General features: G+C 36.7%; 17 protein-coding genes, 1 pseudogene and 1 other annotated feature. Of the genes and pseudogenes, 13 read left to right on the forward strand and 5 right to left on the reverse strand.

Annotated features, from left to right (window positions below; translation table 11 throughout):
* The first annotated feature begins 30 nt into the window (after nt 1-30).
* The 6 genes from BCER98_RS04895 to BCER98_RS04920 all read left to right on the forward strand — a co-directional run bounded on the left by BCER98_RS04895 (nt 31) and on the right by BCER98_RS04920 (nt 5,279).
* Complete coding sequence (locus BCER98_RS04895) at nt 31-873, forward strand: NAD-dependent epimerase/dehydratase family protein (RefSeq protein WP_011983977.1); 843 nt, start codon at nt 31-33, stop codon at nt 871-873.
* 59 nt (nt 874-932) lie between these two features.
* Entirely contained in the window at nt 933-1,106 is a 174-nt protein-coding gene (locus BCER98_RS04900; RefSeq protein ID WP_011983978.1) for a ComZ family protein, read from the forward strand.
* A 190-nt stretch (nt 1,107-1,296) separates the two neighbouring features.
* Entirely contained in the window at nt 1,297-2,229 is a 933-nt protein-coding gene (locus BCER98_RS04905; RefSeq protein WP_011983979.1) for a beta-ketoacyl-ACP synthase III, read from the forward strand.
* A 30-nt stretch (nt 2,230-2,259) separates the two neighbouring features.
* Nucleotides 2,260-3,498 carry a beta-ketoacyl-ACP synthase II gene (fabF, locus tag BCER98_RS04910; RefSeq protein WP_011983980.1) on the forward strand — a complete coding sequence of 413 codons (1,239 nt, stop codon included), beginning with the start codon at nt 2,260-2,262 and terminating at the stop codon, nt 3,496-3,498.
* 105 nt (nt 3,499-3,603) lie between these two features.
* On the forward strand, nt 3,604-4,392 hold the full coding sequence (locus BCER98_RS04915) for a DUF2268 domain-containing protein (protein WP_011983981.1): 789 nt from the start codon (nt 3,604-3,606) through the stop codon (nt 4,390-4,392).
* A gap of 140 nt (nt 4,393-4,532) precedes the next feature.
* Complete coding sequence (locus BCER98_RS04920; RefSeq protein WP_011983982.1) at nt 4,533-5,279, forward strand: YjbA family protein; 747 nt, start codon at nt 4,533-4,535, stop codon at nt 5,277-5,279.
* A gap of 293 nt (nt 5,280-5,572) precedes the next feature.
* Here the strand turns inward: BCER98_RS04920 and trpS are convergent, their stop codons facing one another.
* Both trpS and BCER98_RS04930 read right to left on the reverse strand, forming a co-directional pair.
* Complete coding sequence (gene trpS, locus BCER98_RS04925) at nt 5,573-6,562, reverse strand: tryptophan--tRNA ligase (protein WP_011983983.1); 990 nt, start codon at nt 6,560-6,562, stop codon at nt 5,573-5,575.
* 381 nt (nt 6,563-6,943) lie between these two features.
* Nucleotides 6,944-7,157, reverse strand: a binding site (T-box leader).
* A gap of 109 nt (nt 7,158-7,266) precedes the next feature.
* On the reverse strand, nt 7,267-7,647 hold the full coding sequence (locus tag BCER98_RS04930) for a DUF3899 domain-containing protein (protein ID WP_011983984.1): 381 nt from the start codon (nt 7,645-7,647) through the stop codon (nt 7,267-7,269).
* A 306-nt stretch (nt 7,648-7,953) separates the two neighbouring features.
* Here BCER98_RS04930 and BCER98_RS04935 point away from each other — a divergent pair.
* The 5 genes and pseudogenes from BCER98_RS04935 (at nt 7,954) to BCER98_RS04955 (ending at nt 13,742) form a co-directional block, all read left to right on the forward strand.
* Nucleotides 7,954-9,604 (forward strand): annotated as a pseudogene (locus BCER98_RS04935) (peptide ABC transporter substrate-binding protein).
* A 204-nt stretch (nt 9,605-9,808) separates the two neighbouring features.
* Entirely contained in the window at nt 9,809-10,738 is a 930-nt protein-coding gene (gene opp3b / locus BCER98_RS04940; protein WP_011983985.1) for an oligopeptide ABC transporter permease, read from the forward strand.
* Nucleotides 10,735-11,751 (forward strand): oligopeptide ABC transporter permease, encoded by a 1,017-nt coding sequence (gene opp3C / locus BCER98_RS04945; protein ID WP_011983986.1) that lies wholly within the window; start codon nt 10,735-10,737, stop codon nt 11,749-11,751. The genes opp3b and opp3C overlap by 4 nt, the downstream gene beginning before the upstream one ends.
* A gap of 19 nt (nt 11,752-11,770) precedes the next feature.
* On the forward strand, nt 11,771-12,814 hold the full coding sequence (locus tag BCER98_RS04950) for an ABC transporter ATP-binding protein (protein ID WP_011983987.1): 1,044 nt from the start codon (nt 11,771-11,773) through the stop codon (nt 12,812-12,814).
* Entirely contained in the window at nt 12,807-13,742 is a 936-nt protein-coding gene (locus tag BCER98_RS04955; RefSeq protein WP_011983988.1) for an ABC transporter ATP-binding protein, read from the forward strand. Before BCER98_RS04950 ends, BCER98_RS04955 begins: the two co-directional genes overlap by 8 nt.
* A gap of 27 nt (nt 13,743-13,769) precedes the next feature.
* On the opposite strand, the gene BCER98_RS04960 is transcribed toward BCER98_RS04955, so the two are convergent.
* The gene (locus BCER98_RS04960; RefSeq protein ID WP_081428351.1) at nt 13,770-15,212 is read right to left on the reverse strand and encodes an MATE family efflux transporter; all 1,443 of its coding nucleotides are present in this window, start codon (nt 15,210-15,212) and stop codon (nt 13,770-13,772) included.
* 343 nt (nt 15,213-15,555) lie between these two features.
* Here BCER98_RS04960 and BCER98_RS04965 point away from each other — a divergent pair, with 343 nt between their 5' ends.
* Nucleotides 15,556-17,193: a peptide ABC transporter substrate-binding protein gene (locus tag BCER98_RS04965; protein WP_011983990.1), complete on the forward strand. Its 1,638-nt coding sequence runs from the start codon at nt 15,556-15,558 to the stop codon at nt 17,191-17,193.
* Nucleotides 17,194-17,245: 52 nt separating this feature from the next.
* Here the strand turns inward: BCER98_RS04965 and BCER98_RS04970 are convergent, their stop codons facing one another.
* A complete protein-coding gene (locus BCER98_RS04970; protein ID WP_011983991.1) occupies nt 17,246-17,449 on the reverse strand; it encodes a hypothetical protein in 204 nt (67 codons plus the stop codon).
* 585 nt (nt 17,450-18,034) lie between these two features.
* On the opposite strand from BCER98_RS04970, the gene spx reads away from it, so the two are divergent.
* Nucleotides 18,035-18,430, forward strand: a complete 396-nt coding sequence (gene spx, locus BCER98_RS04975) for a transcriptional regulator Spx (protein ID WP_000258267.1) — start codon at nt 18,035-18,037, stop codon at nt 18,428-18,430.
* 82 nt (nt 18,431-18,512) lie between these two features.
* Here the strand turns inward: spx and BCER98_RS04980 are convergent, their stop codons facing one another.
* Nucleotides 18,513-19,187 carry a TerC family protein gene (locus BCER98_RS04980; protein WP_011983992.1) on the reverse strand — a complete coding sequence of 225 codons (675 nt, stop codon included), beginning with the start codon at nt 19,185-19,187 and terminating at the stop codon, nt 18,513-18,515.
* Nucleotides 19,188-19,394: the final 207 nt, after the last annotated feature.

A 19,394-nucleotide genomic window follows, 5' to 3' on the forward strand; every position in this document is an offset into this window, starting at 1 on the left:
TTTGTTTAAGAGAAAGAAAGGATTGATGACATGAATCGCGTGCTCATTATAGGTGCTCTTACATTTGTTGGATATCATCTTGTGAATAAAATGCTCGCTGAAGACATTGAAGTGTACGGAATGGACTTTGCAGATTTTGAGAATATCTCAAAAATAGAGGAAGAAAAGTTAATGTTAATTGGACGGAATGCTTTATTTACCTATTCCGACATTAGAGATGATCGGGAATGGCATGAAATAGAGAACAATCCCTTTGATGCGGCATATTTTTGTTTATGTGAACCGAACCAAAATGCGGGATTTCGAAAAGAACAGGTCATTTTACAATATTTAAAACGTGTTACGCATATGTGTGAAGCAAATGAAGTGAAGCTAAATGTCGTTTCATCTATTGAAGTCGGAAACCGGAACGAATCGGAAAATAAGCGAATGTTTATGAAGATTGAAGAAGAAGTAAAAAAAGGTGATCTTTCCTACAGCATATTTCGTGTCCCTACATTGTATGGACCGTGGCAACCAACATTTATGATCTATCATCAACTGATGCTATCGGAAATAAATGAACAGGAATGTGAGTTAACTTCTACTGAAAATAGGTGTGACCTTTTATATGTAGAAGATGTATGTGAATATTTATTGGAAAAGGGAACGGATATAGAGAATATAGGGGTATATAACTTAATTAGCGGGAAGAGAAAACTTTGGGAAAAAGGAATGCATCTTTTAAATGCGAATGATAAAATGAAGGGGCGTGTGGAAGAAAAGCAAGAAACATTTGCTAACATTTGCATGGAAAAACATACCCCGTTAGAATTCGGTTTAAACAAACAATTTGCGCACGTAAAAAAATATAAGCGATTATATGAAGGTTGAAGCGCTATATATTTACAATTCGTAAATAAAGATAGCGAGATGAGAAAGGATGAAATGATATGAATGAAAAAAATATGCAGTTTTTACAAATCGCAATGAAATATTTACCAGAGGCAAAAGCAATTTTAGATGATCATGGAGTGGCACTTGATATGGAGAAAGCCCAGCCGGTATTAGAATTGTTAATGAAAGTGATGAATGAAGCATATGAACTAGGCAAGACAGAAAAATAATTTGTTTATTAGGAAGGAAAGCCGACAATTGTTGGCTTCTTTTTTATGGAGAAAATATAAGGAAGGAATGAAGGGGATTTCTTTGCGTAAAGTTTCACGTTCCGACGAAATATATTCTAGACAAATAAACATTTATGTTTTAGAATTAGTACCACGTCATAATATTTGATATAAAACGGAGGGCTGCAATGTGAATGTAGGCATTTTAGGAATCGGAAGATATGTGCCAGAAAAAGTAGTCACAAATCATGATTTAGAGAAGATAATGGACACATCCGATGAATGGATTCGTACAAGAACGGGAATATCGGAGAGACGAATTGCCGATGATACAATAGATACATCATATATGGCTGTTGAAGCCTCTAAAAAAGCAATAGAAGATGCGGGAATTACTGGTGAGGATATAGATTTGATTTTAGTTGCAACTGTAACACCGGATCATTCTTTTCCTGCTGTAGCATGTATGGTCCAGGAACAAATTGGTGCAACACATGCAGCTGCAATGGATTTAAGTGCAGCATGCGCTGGCTTTATGTACGGGATGATTACAGCTCAGCAATTTATTCAAACAGGTACTTATAAACACATATTAGTGGTAGGCAGCGATAAATTATCGAAGATTGTCGACTGGAAAGATCGCAATACAGCAGTTTTATTCGGAGATGGAGCAGGAGCTGTTGTTATGGGAGCTGTTTCAGACGGTAAAGGAATTCTTTCATTTGAATTAGGAGCAGATGGAAGAGGTGGAAAGCACCTTTATCAAGACGAATATGTTATGATGAACGGCAGAGAGGTCTTTAAATTCGCAGTTCGCCAACTTGGTGATTCTTGTCTCCATGTTTTAGATAAAGCAGGTCTCACAAAAGCTGATGTTGACTTTTTAGTTCCGCATCAAGCAAATATTCGTATTATGGAATCTGCAAGAGAGAGATTAGATTTGCCACAAGAAAAAATGAGTAAGACGATTGAAAAGTTTGGAAACACATCTGCTTCTTCTATTCCAATTGCTATGGTAGAAGAATTGGAAAAAGGACGAATTCAAGATGGGGATCTTATCATACTCGTTGGCTTTGGTGGTGGATTAACATGGGGGGCAGTTGCTCTTCGTTGGGGTAAATAAGGACTGAGAGAAAAAAGGAGTGTATTTTGTATGGAAAAAAAGAGGGTCGTAATTACTGGATTAGGAGCTGTAACGCCAGTTGGAACAGATGTTGAAACTGCTTGGGAAAATATTAAAAATGGTGTATCTGGAATCGGACGACTAACACGATTAGATCCAGAGCAATTTCCAGCAAAAGTAGCAGCAGAAATTAACGACTTTGAAGTCGAAAAATATATTGAGAAAAAAGAAGCGCGTCGCATGGATCGATTTACACAATATGCGGTAGCGGCAGCAAAAATGGCAGTTGCTGATGCGAAATTAGAAATTACAGAAGAAAATGCACCGCGCATTGGTGTATGGATTGGTTCTGGAATTGGGGGTATGGAAACATACGAAGAACAATTCAAAATCTTCATGGAAAAAGGCGCGCGCCGCGTAAGTCCGTTCTTCGTACCGATGATGATTCCTGATATGGCAGCTGGTCAAGTATCGATTGCGACAGGTGCAAAAGGAATTAACACTTGCTCCGTAACAGCTTGTGCATCAGGAGCAAACTCAATTGGAGATGCTTTTAAAGTCATTCAGCGCGGGGATGCTGATGCGATGATTGCAGGGGGGGCAGAAGCGCCTCTTACGCATATGGCATTTGCAGGATTTAGTTCAGCGAAAGCATTAACATTTAATGAAGATCCAGCGACTGCATGTCGTCCATTTGATAAAAATCGCAGCGGTTTTGTCATGGGAGAAGGTGCAGGTATTCTTATTCTTGAAGAATTAGAACATGCATTAGCACGCGGTGCTCATATTTATGCAGAAGTTGCTGGTTATGGTGCAACAGGAGATGCATTCCATATTACACTACCTGCGCCAGGTGGTGAAGGCGGCGTGCGCGCAATGCGTCAAGCTTTAGCTGATGCAGGTCTTAAACCAGAAGATATTGACTACATTAATGCGCATGGTACAAGTACAGATGCCAATGAAAAATATGAAACAATGGCGATTAAAGAAGCATTTGGTGAACATGCATATAAAGTAGCAATTAGTTCCACGAAATCAATGACAGGTCACTTATTAGGAGCAGCTGGTGCTGTTGAGGCAATTTTCTCTATTAAGTCCATTACAGATGGAGTCATTCCTCCAACAATCAACTATGAAACACCAGATCCAGAATGTGATTTAGATTACGTACCAAATGAAGCAAGACATCAAGAAGTCCGCGCCGTATTAAGTAACTCATTAGGATTTGGCGGACATAACGCAGCGCTAGTATTTAAGGCATATAAATAATGAGAACGAAAGAGGCTGTCCAAAGTAGGGCGGCCTCTATTTATTTTTGTCCTTAATGTGCCCTCTTCTTTTTCTGCATATATATAAGAAAAGGAGGTAGGTAAGATGGGGGTTATTCAAACTGCTAATTGGATGAGATTATATTATGGACGCCCAGAAAAGCTGTGTGAGAAGTTTACAAAGTATATTCCATTACCAAAAGAGCAGCTATATCGATTTCTCATTTCAAAAGGTATGTATCGTCCTGTGCGAAAAGGTGAAAATGAAATTCGGCAATTAGAAGAAAAACAAATTTGGACAAAATTGTCCGCAGAATATGAAGCGTTAAAAAAATGGTTAGGAGGTCCGGATGTTCCGGTCTTTCTTTTACTATCAGATCCATATAATCGCACCGTACAAGAGGAGTACAATGGAAAAGCTGGTTTAACAATGCGGCATGTTATCTTTTTATTTGTATGCGGGAGAAATTCGATTCAAGAATTAAAAGCGTTGCTGACTCATGAATATCACCACATATGCCGACTGCATCAAATCGTCAAAAGAGAACAGGAGTATACGTTATTAGATACAATGGTCATGGAAGGATTGGCAGAACAAGCCGTTATAGAACGACATACAGAGCAGGCGTGCGCCCCGTGGACGTTATATTTTTCAAAAGAAGAAGCGTTGTATTATTGGAAGAAAGTAATAAAAGAGAAACGAGATATAAGGAGAGGGACAAGGGAGTATGACGCTATTTTAAATGGAATCGGACCGTATCCAAAAATGTTAGGGTATGGGGTAGGTTTTCATATTGTAAAAGAATGCGTGGAAGTAACAAAAGAAAATACGCTTTCTTTCATGTCTATCGATGCCAAGCATATATTAAAAAAGGCGAATGCATTTGCTGAATAGTCACTTTGGGAACTTGGCGATGCCAAGTTCTTTTTCGTCATTAAAATAATAAGTAGAATATATTTCCTTACATGGAATAAATTTTACCGAAAATGAACATAATGATTGGTACAAATAGTAGTGAAGTGAGGGGTAGAGAAATGTTATATCTGCATGATGTATGGGTAAATTGGTTTGAAGGTGAAGAAAATGGGTATAACGTTTGTCATTTTTACGAATGGCGGAAAGATGATACGATTGAATTGTTAGATCAAGTGCCATTATTAAAAGTAGATGCCACATTATATCATTACATCGAGAACGAATTATTAGAACTTCCACAACAATTATTGGAAGACGTACATCATAAAGCTTATATTCGTAAAAATCATGAACGTTTGCAACAAGAGTATTGCTTCGTTGTTACAGATGGAAGAGGAATTATCGCTGTAGATACAATTGGATACAATGTACCCATTCGAAAGAGTAGACTGATTCCTCGTCAAGAGCAAATGGTGTATGAGATGGTGGAGAATGTACAAGCAGAGAAGTACAAGTTTCAAATGGAAGAAACGGAAAAAGAACATCATATTTTATCACCATCACCTCATATTATGAACGGATTAACCCGTAAAGAAAGACAGTTAAAGCAATTATTATTTATGGCGTTAGATCAATTACATACAACGAAAAATCCAGCTGAAATTCGCTATTGGTACACAGAGTGGGATCCATCTGCTTATGGAGCAGTTCAACATATGGAATTTGAAGATGTTTGGAAACAGCTTTATGAAGAAGCGAAAAACGGCTGGTCAGAAAAGCATGAACAGCTATGTGAACGCCTTGTAAAAGGACAACCATTCTTTGAAAAGTTATGGGAAATGGAGAACGAGCAGAAAGTAAACTAAAAAACCGCCGCAATGGGCGGTTTTTTTAGTTGATTTTAGAGTAGCAGAGCGAGCTGTCTGCGCTTTTTGTAGAATCCAGTTCCGGCAGCAAGCTCTAAGAATCTTCCGCATGTCTTCTGTGGGGAAGAACCTTATCCGTCAGGGCTAAGCAGTCGCCTGCGCTTTTTGATGGAATCTAGCTCCGGCGGCGAGAATGTTCGGTGGCTTCGCGCCTTCCTGCGAGGCAAAGAGCGCCTCTACGTCAGGAGCTCCATCCCCCTCACATTCTAAGCGAGCCGCCTCCGCTTTTTATGTTACCTACGTTTTCTGCTTAGTCCCATTGCGTTTTCTACTTTGCGCAGTTGTTTTATTGCGACGCGGTTTGCTTTTTCGGCACCTTTGTCTAGGATTTCGTCCAGTTCTGGAGAGTTGATTAGTTCGTTATATTTTTCTTGGATTGGTCGGATTGCTTCTGCGACTACTTGTGCTAGGTCGCCTTTGAAGTCACCATATCCTTTTCCTTCATATTGTGCTTCTAGTTCTTCAATTGTTTTTCCAGAGAATGAAGAGTAGATTGTTAATAAGTTTGAGATACCAGGTTTGTTTTCTTTATCGAATTTTACGATACCGTCAGAGTCTGTTACGGCGCTTTTAATTTTCTTTTCAATTGTTTTTGGTTCATCAAGCATGCAGATCATTGCCTTTGGATTTGGATCCGATTTACTCATTTTTTTCGTAGGTTCTGTTAATGACATAATGCGCGCACCTACTTTTGGAATGCGAATTTCAGGAATTGTGAAGACTTCGCGATAACGTTTATTAAAGCGTTCTGCTAAATCACGTGTTAGTTCCATATGTTGTTTTTGATCGTCACCAACTGGTACGATTTCAGTGTTGTAAAGTAAAATATCAGCTGCCATTAATGGTGGATACGTAAGCAGTGCAGTTGGAACAGATTCGCGGCCAGCTGCTTTATCTTTATATTGCGTCATGCGTTCTAATTCTCCAACAGATGCGATGGATTGCATAATCCATCCTAATTGAGCATGTGCTGGAACTTCGGATTGGACAAATAAAGTTGCTTTTTCCGGATCAATGCCGCATGCAATATATAATGCCGCAAGACTGCGAATATTTTTGCGAAGTTGTACAGGATCTTGAGGGACTGTAATCGCATGTTGGTTTACAATACAGAAATAGCAGTCATGTTCATTTTGAAGTTCTGTAAATTGTTTCATTGCTCCTAAATAGTTTCCAAGCGTAATGGTTCCACTTGGTTGAATACCAGAAAAAATAACTGACATACATCATTCCTCCTTAAATTTTCAATAATGAATGATTGAAGAGTAGACTACTATGAATTGGTTATCAGGGTGGAGAAGGGCTAAGCGAGCCGCCTCCGCTTTTTGATGGAATCCAGCTCCGGCTCCTAGCCCTTCGCGTCCAAGAACCTTCCCCACGAGAAGGTAAAAGGCACCTTCTGTGGGGAAGAACCTTATCCGTCAGGGCTCAGCAGTCGCCTCCACTTTTTGATGGAATCCAGCTCCGGCGGCAAGAATGTTCGGTGGCTTCGCGCCTTCCTGTGAGGCAAAGAGCGCCTCACAGGAAGGAGCTCCATCCCCCTCACATTCTAAGCGAGCCGCCTCCGCTTTTTAAATAAAAAAAGTCCATTCATCCCTTATGACAATAGGGACGAATGGACCGCGGTACCACCCTAATTATTTCACAGTTGTGAAATCTCTTTAATCCATTTAACGTTTGGATTACGCCAAAGCCTACTTCTTTCGGTTCGGTTTGGTGCTCAAAAGCCCATTCCATATTGTGTAATTACTTGTTTGCACCGACCACAAGCTCTCTGAAATTACCACAATATGTACTCTTCTTTATCATTGCATCGTATTAGATTTATTCTTTGATAACGACCGTTCTTGAATAAGAATGAACGATCGTTATTGTGATAACAAAATGTTTGCAAATCATTATATCATTACGAAAGATGGTTTGCAAACTACATCAGAATGGTGACACTAATGATTGTTGAAAGGGCTGCTAGTAGAAGACCTGCGAGACAAATTGGATAGGTCCATTTGAATGAATATGTTTTATAGATCCGTTCTTTTTTATCTTCAGGTGCTTCCAGTTCTTCAATAAGAGATTCAATTTTTTTGTTCGTTCCAAATACTTTTTGGAAGGCGTACATCGTTACGTTGAAAAAGCCATTTTGAAATAAGAATAAAAAGCCACCCACAATCACAAAAACTAGTGCAATATAAAAAGATAAATTGACGAAATTTAACAAAAAATGAGGTGAAGAGAGCAAAGCACCGATACTAGAAACGATGATTGCTATGAAAATTAGTATACAAGTATGGAAAAAAATTTGTTTCAAAATGTTCCCCTCCGTAAAAAATTTTACTGGAATTATTATACTATGAAAGTTATAATGAGTAATATAATTAATTATTTGAAAATTATACGCAATTGTAAGTTGTATTTCAATATGGTGGAATCAATGCTAAGTTATCCCTTTATCAAAAAATAAATATTTTATTTAAAATTTTAACAAAAAAACAAAAAATTATATTCACAATTGTTGTATTATATGTATAATGAAAATTGTAGAAACTTGGAGATTATTCTTTCAATTTCTAGCAAATTGGGTACAGGACGTGCAATTAGGGGAGGCAGTGCAGCTATGAAGAGAAAGATACCATTATTACTTGCGGCAACATTGACTGTAAGCATGTTACTTGGGGCTTGTAGTTACCAAAAAGATGATGGAAAAGCAAAAGGAAAAGAAGCGGCATCTAGTAGTAATGGAAAGCCGATTCTGAATTTGACAGAACCATCAGAAATTCCGTCAATGGATGCATCATTAGCATCAGATTCAGCATCATCAACAGTGTTAAACAATACGATGGAAGGATTATATCGTATTGGTGAAAAACAAAAAAGGATGCCTGGTGTTGCAGAATCATTCGAAAAGTTGGATGACGGTAAGAAGTATATATTCAAGTTGAGAAAAGATGCGAAATGGTCAAACGGCGATCCTGTCACAGCGAAAGATTTTGTATATGCATGGAAAAGAGCAGTAAATCCAGATACAAAAGCAACATATTCTTATATTATGTTTGATATTAAAAAATGCAGAGAAAATTCATAAAAGAGAATTGTCACCGGATCAATTAGGAGTCAAGGCGGTTGATGACTATACATTAGAAGTGGAATTAGACAACCCAATTCCTTATTTTGTTGATTTAACAGTGTATCCTGTATTTTATCCGCTGAACGAAAATTTTGTGAAGTCACAAGGAGATAAATTTGGTTTAGAAGCCAATACAACTTTGTATAATGGACCATTTGTGATGAGTGAATGGAAGCATGAACGTAGTTTCCAACTTAAGAAAAATCCATCCTATTGGGATAACAAAACTGTTAAAATCGAAGAGATTAACTTTAATATTGTAAAAGATACAGCAACGAATGTGAACTTATATGAAACAAATGCGATTGATCGTACACCATTAAGCTCGGAATTTGTAGATAAGTTTAGACAAAGTTCAGAGTTTAAAACGAGAGAAGAAAATGGGGTTGCCTATTTAAGATTTAATCAGAAAAATCAGTTCTTACATAATAAAAATTTACGAAAAGCAATCTCCATGTCTTTTGACCGTGAAAATATCGCGAAAGTTATTTTAAATAATGGAGCGATTGGTGCTTACGGATTTGTTGGAAAAGATTTTGCTGAAGGTCCAAATAAAAAAGATTTTCGCGCTGAAAATGGTAAGTTAGTTAAAACGGATACAAAAGAAGCAAGAAAACTTTGGGAAGCCGCGAAAAAAGAGCTTGGAACTGATAAAGTTGAACTATCAGTTTTAAACTTTGATGATGACGATTCCAAAAAAGTTGGTGAGTTCTTAAAAGGTGAAATTGAGAAGAATTTACCAGGTGTAACCATTCATATAAAACAACAACCGTTTGCGCAAAAAATGAAATTGGAAGACTCAGGGGAATATGATATTTCACTTGCTGTTTGGAGTCCTGATTATCCAGATCCAATTTCATATTTAGATATGTTTGTGACAAATGGTACGCAAAACAAAACAGGATACTCAAACCCAAAATATGACGAATTCATTCAAAAAGCAAAAACAGACACAAAAGATTTACAAGCTCGTTGGAATAATCTTCTAGAGGTTGAAAAAATGTTAATAAAAGAAGACGCTGTTATTGCACCAATATTCCAAAAAGGATCTGCCTATGTTATAAAAGATGGTGTGAAAGACATTATTCCAATTTCTTATGGTGGTAAACTAACATATAAATGGGCGTCCGTTGAAAAATAGTAGTTTTTATCGGCAGCCCGATTGGTGAGGATTCATAATCAGTAGGGGATGAAGAACCCCCTGCTGATTAAAGTTTCACTTAATTTCATCGTTTATAAAGGGGATATGTCCATGATGGGCATATGCTCTTATTTTAAAAATATAAAAGTAAGAATATTTAAAACTATCTTATTGCTTTTGAAAAAAATGGGGAGGTGCTTGACTATGGGACGTTATGTATTAAAGCGTTTCGTATATATGTTTTTGACATTATTTTTAATTACATCATTAACATTCTTCTTAATGAAATTATTGCCGGGTTCTCCACTCAAAAATCAGGAGAAATTATCTCCGGAACAAAAAGAAATCATTTTGGAGAAATATGGTTTAAATGATCCGGTACCAGTGCAGTACGCACGCTATTTAGGAAACTTAGCAAAAGGCGATTTAGGAGTATCGTTCCAATATGATAATCGTCCGGTAACGGATATGATTGCAGAACGTATTGGACCATCCGCCCAGCTCGGTTTTCAGGCAATTCTTTTAGGGTCATTTATTGGGCTAATTTTAGGAATTATTGCAGCACTTCGAAATAATACATGGGTCGATTATGGGGCGACGATTATTTCCGTACTCGGAATGTCGGTACCATCCTTTGTATTTGCAGCACTATTACAATATTTCGTAGGGGTAAAACTCGGCTGGTTCCCAGTTGCATTCTGGAAAGGACCTGAATTTACAGTTATGCCAACAATCGCTTTATCGATGGCAGTTATTGCAACAATCGCACGTTTTGCTCGTGCTGAATTAATTGAAGTAATGCAAGCTGATTATATTTTAACAGCGAAGGCAAAAGGAATTAGTCAAGGCGTCATTATTGTGAAACATGCTCTTCGTAATGCACTGATTCCAGTTGTTACAATTTTAGGGCCGATGGTTGCAGGGTTGATTACAGGAACACTTGTTATTGAGCAAATTTATGCTGTTCCTGGACTTGGGGAACAATTCGTTAAGTCGATTACATTAAATGATTATACAGTTATTATGGGGACAACAATTTTCTATAGTGCAGTCTTTATTTTCGTTATTTTCATCGTAGATATTTTATATGGAATTATTGATCCTCGTATTCGTTTAGCGGGAGGGAAAAAATGATGAAAGATGTACAAAAATTATCTCCAGATTTATTTCAACCAGCAAATCAAAGTAATGTTGATAATGAAGTCATTGCCCGTCCGAGCTTAACGTTTTGGCAAGATGTAAGAAAACGCTTATTTCAGCATAAAGGTGCAATGTTCGGTCTTGTATTATTAGTTATTATTACATTACTAGCGATTTTTGGACCGATGGTAAGTAAGTATTCTTATAAAGATCAAGACTTAAGTCGTGCGAAATTGCCACCAAAAATTCCAGTGCTCGAAAATATTCATTGGTTACCATTTGATGGAACAGACCAATATGGTGTGGATCAATATAAAAAACGTGATATTAAAGAGTCTTTCTGGTTCGGTACAGACGACCTAGGTCGCGATTTATGGACAAGAACATGGGATGGGACACGTGTATCATTATATATCGCGCTTTTAGCAGCTGCGATTGATTTAATTATCGGGGTTGCATACGGAGGGATTTCAGCGTTCTATGGTGGACGAGTAGATAATATTATGCAGCGTGTTATGGAAATTATTAACGGTATTCCGTATTTAATTATCGTTATTTTAATGGTAATCATTATGGGATCTGGTATATGGTCAATTACACTTGCGATGGCGATTACAGGTTGGATTGGGATGTCACGTATCGTTCGTGGACAAGTATTAAAATTAAAAAATCAAGAATATGTATTAGCATCACGTACACTAGGTGCCACAAACACACAATTAATTATCAAACATTTAATTCCAAACGTAATGGGGCCGATTATCGTTATGACAATGTTCACAATTCCAACTGCGGTGTTTGGTGAAGCGTTCTTAAGTTTCATTGGTCTTGGTATTCAGCCACCATTTGCATCACTTGGCTCACTTGTAAATGATGGTTACAAATCCATTCAAACGTATCCACATATGATGTTCATCCCTGCGATTGTCATCAGTATGTTAATTTTAGCATTTAACTTAATGGCGGATGGATTACGCGACGCGTTAGATCCAAAAATGCGTAAGTAAAAGAGGGGAGAGGTAAAGAATGAAAAAATTGCTAGAGGTAAAAGATTTACAAGTCTCCTTTGATACGCATGCAGGTGAAGTACAAGCTGTACGCGGTGTTACTTTTGATTTGAAAAAAGGAGAAACATTAGCGATTGTAGGGGAGTCTGGTTCCGGAAAATCAGTGACTTCCAAGGCGTTAATGGGATTAATCCCAAATCCGCCAGGACGTATTAAAAAAGGAGAAATTTTATTTGAAGGTCGTGACTTAACAAAACTAACAGAAAAAGAAATGCAGGCTGTGCGTGGAAAAGAGATTGCGATGATTTTCCAAGATCCAATGACGTCCCTCAATCCAACGATGACAATTGGCAATCAAATTATGGAAGGCCTTATTAAGCATCAAGGAATGAGCAAAGCGGATGCTCGCAAAGTTGCATTAGAGCTTCTTGACCTTGTTGGGATTCCAAATCCAGATGCTCGTTTAAAACAATATCCGCACCAGTTTTCCGGTGGTATGAGACAGCGTGTTGTAATTGCAATGGCACTAGCTTGTAATCCGAAATTATTAATTGCCGATGAGCCGACAACTGCACTTGACGTTACGATCCAAGCACAAATTTTGGAATTAATGAAAGATATTCAGCAAAAAACAGAAGCAGCTATTATTTTTATTACGCATGATTTAGGTGTAGTGGCAAATGTTGCTGATCGTGTCGCTGTTATGTATGCGGGGAAAGTTGTTGAAATCGGAACAGTTGATGAAATTTTCTATAACCCGAAACATCCATATACGTGGGGCCTTATTGCTTCTATGCCAAGTTTAGATGGTTCTGAAGAAGAACTATATGCAATTCCGGGAACGCCACCAGATTTATTAAAGCCGCCAAAAGGTGATGCGTTCGCACCACGAAATCCACAGGCTTTAAAAATTGATTTTGAAATGGAGCCACCTTTATTTAAAGTGAGTGATACACATTATGCGGCAACTTGGTTACTTCATGAGCAAGCGCCGGAAGTAAAACCACCAGCAGCTGTTGAAAAACGTATTCTTCAAATGAAAGCAGGTGAACAACATGACTAAACAACGTGAAAAATTAATTGAAGTAAAAAATGTAAGTCAACACTTCAACGTAAGTGGTGGTGTTGTTAAAGCGGTTAATAATATTTCATTTGATATTTACCGCGGAGAGACATTTGGTCTTGTAGGAGAATCTGGTTGTGGAAAATCGACAACTGGAAGAACGATCATTCGTTTATATGATGCAACAGCTGGAGAAGTATTATTTGATGGTGAAAATGTACATGGTAAAAAATCTCGAGCAGAACTAAAAAAATTCAACCGAAAAATGCAAATGATTTTCCAAGATCCATATGCATCGTTGAACCCTCGTATGACAGTAGGAGATATTATTGCAGAAGGCATTGATATTCACGGATTAGCAAAAAATAAAAAAGAACGTATGGATCGTGTGCATGAGCTATTAAAAACAGTTGGTTTAAATAAAGAACATGCAAACCGTTTTCCGCATGAATTCTCAGGTGGACAACGTCAGCGCATCGGGATCGCTCGTGCCTTAGCGGTAAAGCCTGAATTTATTATTGCCGATGAGCCAATTTCAGCGCTTGACGTATCCATTCAAGCACAAGTTGTCAACTTAATGAAAAAACTACAAAGAGAAAAAGGGTTAACATACTTATTTATTGCCCATGATCTATCGATGGTAAAATATATTAGTGATCGCATTGGTGTTATGTATCGTGGTCAAATTGTAGAATTGGCGAGCAGCGATGAATTATATGAAAATCCAATTCATCCGTATACAAAATCTTTACTTTCAGCGATCCCACTTCCAGATCCAGATTATGAGCGAAATCGTAAACGTATTGTATACGATCCATCTCAGCACCAATATGGAAGTGAAGTACCAACAATGCGAGAAATTCGCCCGGGACATTTTGTTTTATGTTCGGAAGCTGAGTATAAGAAATATAAAGGAATTTATCAATAAAAAAAGCGGCTTTCATTGCCGCTTTTTTTATGCTTGCATAGGCACTGTTTCTTCTTGTACTTCTGGTTTAACAAGCGCATAATTTTCCCACAATCGACTTCTCCAGCGGAAGAACATAATAATCGCACGTGTCCATTCATCAATTGCGATTGCTAGCCAGATTCCAGGAAGTCCCATGTGTAAATAAAATACAAAAAAGTATCCGAGTGGTAAGCTCATTAACACCATAGAAAAAGCTCCGATGAGAACAGGATATTTGGCGTCACCTGCTGCACGCAGTGAATTGATAATAACGATATTCATCGTGCGTCCTGTTTCTAATAGAATGCTGAGTAAAAGAACGGTCGCCCCTAACGCGATTACATCTGGATTATGTGTAAATAATTGCATTAATTGTATGCGGAATGTAATTACGAGAATGACCATACATAAAGTGACAAATAGAGCCCATTTCACACTTTTCCATACGCGTACATAAGCTTCATCTTGCTTACTTCCACCAACTAAACGCCCAACGATAATCGCTGTTCCCATTCCAATCGCGATAGCAAATAAATATGTGAACATGGAAATATTGGTTGCGTATTGTCTAGCGGCTAATGAATCAGCCCCTAAATACGTTGCGTAGTATAGAAAGACAATTTGACAAGCTTGGTACATGACTTGCTCAAAGGCAGAAGGAATTCCGATTTTTAAGATTTTTCCTACATATTCTTTCGATAGAGTAAAGTAATAGGTCAATTTGACGCGGTATTCCATCACACGATAAAGCAACCAGAAGAAGACAATCAATGCGATCAGTCGGCTGAATGCAGAAGATATCGCCGCTCCTTGTACTCCAAGTTCAGGCATACCGAACTTTCCGAAAATCAGCATATAGTTTCCAGCAATATGAAGAATATTCATTCCGAATGAAATAAACATGGCTTGTTTTGTAAATCCATGTACACGAATAATAGCAGCAAGTGAATTAATAATTGCTTGAAGAAAAATTGCTCCGCCAACAATGGATAAATAATTTTGAGCGTAAATTAATACATCACCTTGTAAATTCATTGCCGCCATCATATGTTTTGCAAACAAAAGAAAACCGGCGCTTATTACAAGCCCGACTACCAAGTTTAATGTAACTGCTAGTGCTGATATTTTAGAGGCTTCCATATATCGTTTCGATCCGAGGTATTGAGATACAACAATCGCAGCGCCGTTTCCGATTACTTCCAGTACTAATATTGCAATGTGGAGATATTGATTGGCTGCACCAACGCCTGATACAGCATCATCAGATAATGCACTTAACATAAACGTATCGGCAATCCCCATTAACATAAACAGAAAAACTTCTAAAAAAATAGGCCAAGTTAAGAAAAATAAATTTAACTTCTCCTCTTTTATATCTTTTGCATGAAGAGCTGTCATTACGTCCCCCTCTTTACAAACATTGTTTTTTAGCAAAGTGTATCTTATCATACTTTATTAACACTTGCATGCATTTTGTTGCGTAATTTATAAAGTTTTTAAACGCGATTTTTCTAGTTAGAATGATTATACAAGTATATCTATGTTTATAAGAAGTGGTTATATTTTGATAATTTTAAGTTACGAAAGCGAAAGAAGTTTTTTTGTATTATAAATAGAAAAAACAGTAATATAAAACGTTTACAAAGAAGTTTATAATAACAGAAAATTTTAATGAAATAGAAAAAAGATACCAAAAAATTATATTTATGTGTATAATATAAATTGTTGGAATATACATATATTTCTTTTTGTTCGAAAATGAAAAGGTTAACATTTGTAGGGGGATGGAATTATGAGGAAAAAACTACCGATTTTCGTAGCATCTACGATGGCAGTAAGTATGGTGTTAGGGGCATGTAGTTATCAAAAAGATGAACCGAAGGCAAAAGGGACTAGCGGTAAAAGCGGTGCAAAGCAAGTCTTAAATTTAATTGAAACACAAGAAATTCCAACGATGGATCCAGCTTTATCAGCCGATTCGCTTTCTGCCGAAGTAATGAATAATACAATGGAAGGATTGTATCGCCTTGGAAAAGGAGATAAATTAGTTCCAGGAATCGCGACAGAATTTAAAAAATCAGATGACGGTAAGAAATATACATTTACATTACGGAAAGATGCGAAATGGTCTAACGGAGATCTTGTAACAGCGAAAGATTTTGAATATGCATGGAAGCGAGCAATTAATCCTGATACGGCTGCAAAATCTGCATATATGATGTACGATATAAAAAATGCTGAAAAGATTAATAAAAAAGAAATGGCACCGGATCAATTAGGGGTAAAAGCCATTAATGATTATACATTGGAAGTAGAATTAGAGCATGCTGTACCATATTTTGTAGACTTATTAATATATCCTTTATTTTATCCTGTAAATGAAAAGTATGTAACAGAGCAAGGGGATAAATTTGGACTAGAAGCGAACACAACACTTTACAACGGTCCATTTGTATTGAGTGAGTGGAAACATGAGAGAAGCTTCCAGATGAAAAAGAATCCATCTTATTGGGAGCATAAAGAAGTAAAATTAGAAGAAGTGAATTTTAATATTGTAAAAGACACAGCTACACCGATTAATTTATATGAAACAAAAGCGGTAGATCGTGCTATATTATTGGCAGAATTTATCGATAAATATAAAGGAAAACCAGACTTTAAAACATTTGAAGAAACAACAGTATTCTTCCTTCGTTTAAATCAAAAAGATCCAGCATTAGCGAATAAAAATATTCGTAAGGCCATTTCGCTTGCTTTTGATAGAAAACCATTTGTGGAGACAATCTTAAACAATGGATCTACAGCAGCAACAGGGTTAATCCCGGGAAATTTCATGTTTGGGCCGAATAAAAAAGATTTCCGGGTGGAAAATGGTGACATTGTGAAACCAAATATAAAAGAAGCTCAAAAATATTGGGAAGCGGGTAAAAAAGAGCTTGGTAAAAATGAAATTGAATTAGAATTATTAAATGAAGATGTGGAATTGTCGAAAAAAACAGGTGAGTATTTAAAAGGGGAATTAGAAAAGAACTTACCAGGTTTAACGCTGAAAATAAAGCAACAACCATTTGCGCAAAAATTAAAACTAGAAGGTGCTGGCGACTATGTCATGTCATTCACTGGTTGGAGTGCTGATTTTCCAGATCCAATTTCATACCTTGATATGTTTGTAACAGGTGGCACACAAAATAAAATGGGATACTCGAATCCAAAATATGATGAAATAATTATGAAGGCAAAGAAAAATGGGAACGATGCAAATGCTCGCTGGAAAAGCTTACTTACAGCAGAAAAGATGCTGCTAGAAGATGCAGCGATTGTACCAGTATACCAGCGCGGAAGAGCGTATTTACAAAGAGAAACAGTTAAGGATCTATACTTTCATAAATATGGAGGAGATTTAAGCTTTAAATGGACATCTGTTGAATAATTAAATCATTTCGTTAAAAAGGAAGAAACAGGAGTCAAACGGCTCCTGTTTCTTAATACACACGTTTTTTATAAATATCGTTTCCGCCTACTTGTTTCCAACCAGATTGTATGTCAGAGCTTCGCTTCACAAATTTCAATTTTTCTTTCCTACCGAAAAATTTTTCCCCTATTCCATTTGTAATAACACCAATGAATGCTGTAATTCCGATGACGAGGGCCGCAACAATTGCAAAATCCATAAAAAAAGCAATCATGTAAAAATTCCCCCTTTCTCTCTTTATCATTTATTGTATGAAAAAAAAGATATAAAAGAAAGAAATATCAGAAAAAAACATAAATGAGCTAGACAGTTCATGATAGATTTGATAAAATAAAAGAGAACAGATGTTCCTTTTTGTAAGTATTACATTTGTAAGTTGTTTTACTAAGAAAATGTAAGAAATCCTGTTTTTTATTCAGATTTATTTATGCTGGAACGGGAAAATATATGTGAAAAAAGCTTTAACAATGCGTGATTCCGATATGTAACAGAGGGGTGAATTCGATAGAAAAATACAGTGTTACCATGTTTCGTATTGGAGTAAAGGAGCATTTGGATTTTCTTGTTAGAAAGGAAATTTACTGTATATTTCTTACTGATTCTATTGTATAATGATTATAGAAGTTACTTATTAAAAGTAATTATTATGTGTTTGAAAAATACTTCTTGAGCTGTTGCTTACACGGAAAGCCATTTTTTATTTTCTTGTAAGACAAGTTATAGTAAGGAATTGCTGAAAGTAGAAATTTAAACTGTAATTAGTACAGAAATTGTACTCTTTAAGGAGAGTGAGTCTTGTATGGTAACATTATATAGTTCTCCAAGCTGTACGTCTTGTAGAAAGGCAAAATTATGGCTAGAGGAAAATCATATTCCCTATACAGAACGTAATATTTTCTCAGATCCATTAACGATTGAGGAAATTAAAGAAATTTTACGTATGACAGAAAGCGGGACGGATGAGATTATTTCAACTCGCTCGAAAGTTTTCCAAGAATTAAATGTTAACTTAGAATCTTTACCACTTCAAGATTTATATAAGATGATTCGTGATTATCCAGGTATTTTACGTCGTCCAATTATGATTGATGAAAAACGCCTGCAAGTAGGGTATAATGAAGACGAAATTCGTCGTTTCTTACCACGTACAGTAAGAACATTTCAATTACGCGAAGCACAACGTCTTGTAAATTAATAATAAAGTTATGTATATGAAAACCTTCTACTTATTATAATGAGTAGAAGGTTTTTGTATAAGAAAATATACCAATTATGTGTTATTCATTCGTGTTACGCGGTTTTACGTGCTGAACAATGATTCCGATAGCGAGAACTGTCAAAACGAAAAGGAACGGAATGCCAGCTGTAAAAGTAGGATTTTGATGAAAGAATGTTGCGAGTCGTGCCTCATGTGTAATCATTTTTCCGGCTGTGTAAGCAAGAATCGCTCCGCCGCAATAAATAAGAAGAGGAAAGCGTTCCATCAATAATAAAATAAGTTTGCTGCCCCAAATAATAATCGGAATAGAAATGAATAGACCGACTATGACGAGAAGAATATTTCCGTGGGCCGCTCCAGCGATGGCAAGAACATTATCAAATCCCATGACAAGATCAGCAAATACAATTGTTCGAACAGCTTGAAAGAGAGTTGTTTTTGCTTGAATAGAAGAAAGATCATTGCTATTATCAGTAAGTAAATTGACGGCAATCAGTGTCAGTAAAATGCCGCCAATCAGTTGCAAGAAGGGAATATCAAGTAAATAGACAGCGAGTATTGTGAGAAAAATTCGTAGTACAATGGCTAAGCTAGTACCTATAAAGATGGCTTTGTTCCGTTTAGATTCAGGTAAGTTCCGGCTAGCTAGTGCGATGACAATCGCGTTATCGCCACCTAATACAACATCAATACCGACAATCATAAGTATAGATGTTAAAAAATCTACCCCCATTGTTTTGCCTCCATTATTCTGTTTTAATGAGTGGTTATGTATGGAATACAAAAGTTTCATAAGTTTGATTTCCATGTTTCGAAATCTCACTAAGAAATGAACTGTAGTATATTGTACGGTGTAATTCGTAAATGTATGTCCAATTTTTTCATAAAGGTCGCGAAGGTTTTTATTAACTAATCGTTAAGGTGCTGTTCTTAGGAATCT

Origin of the sequence: Bacillus cytotoxicus NVH 391-98 (assembly GCF_000017425.1) — a bacterium.
Classification (GTDB): Bacteria; Bacillota; Bacilli; order Bacillales; family Bacillaceae_G; genus Bacillus_A; species Bacillus_A cytotoxicus.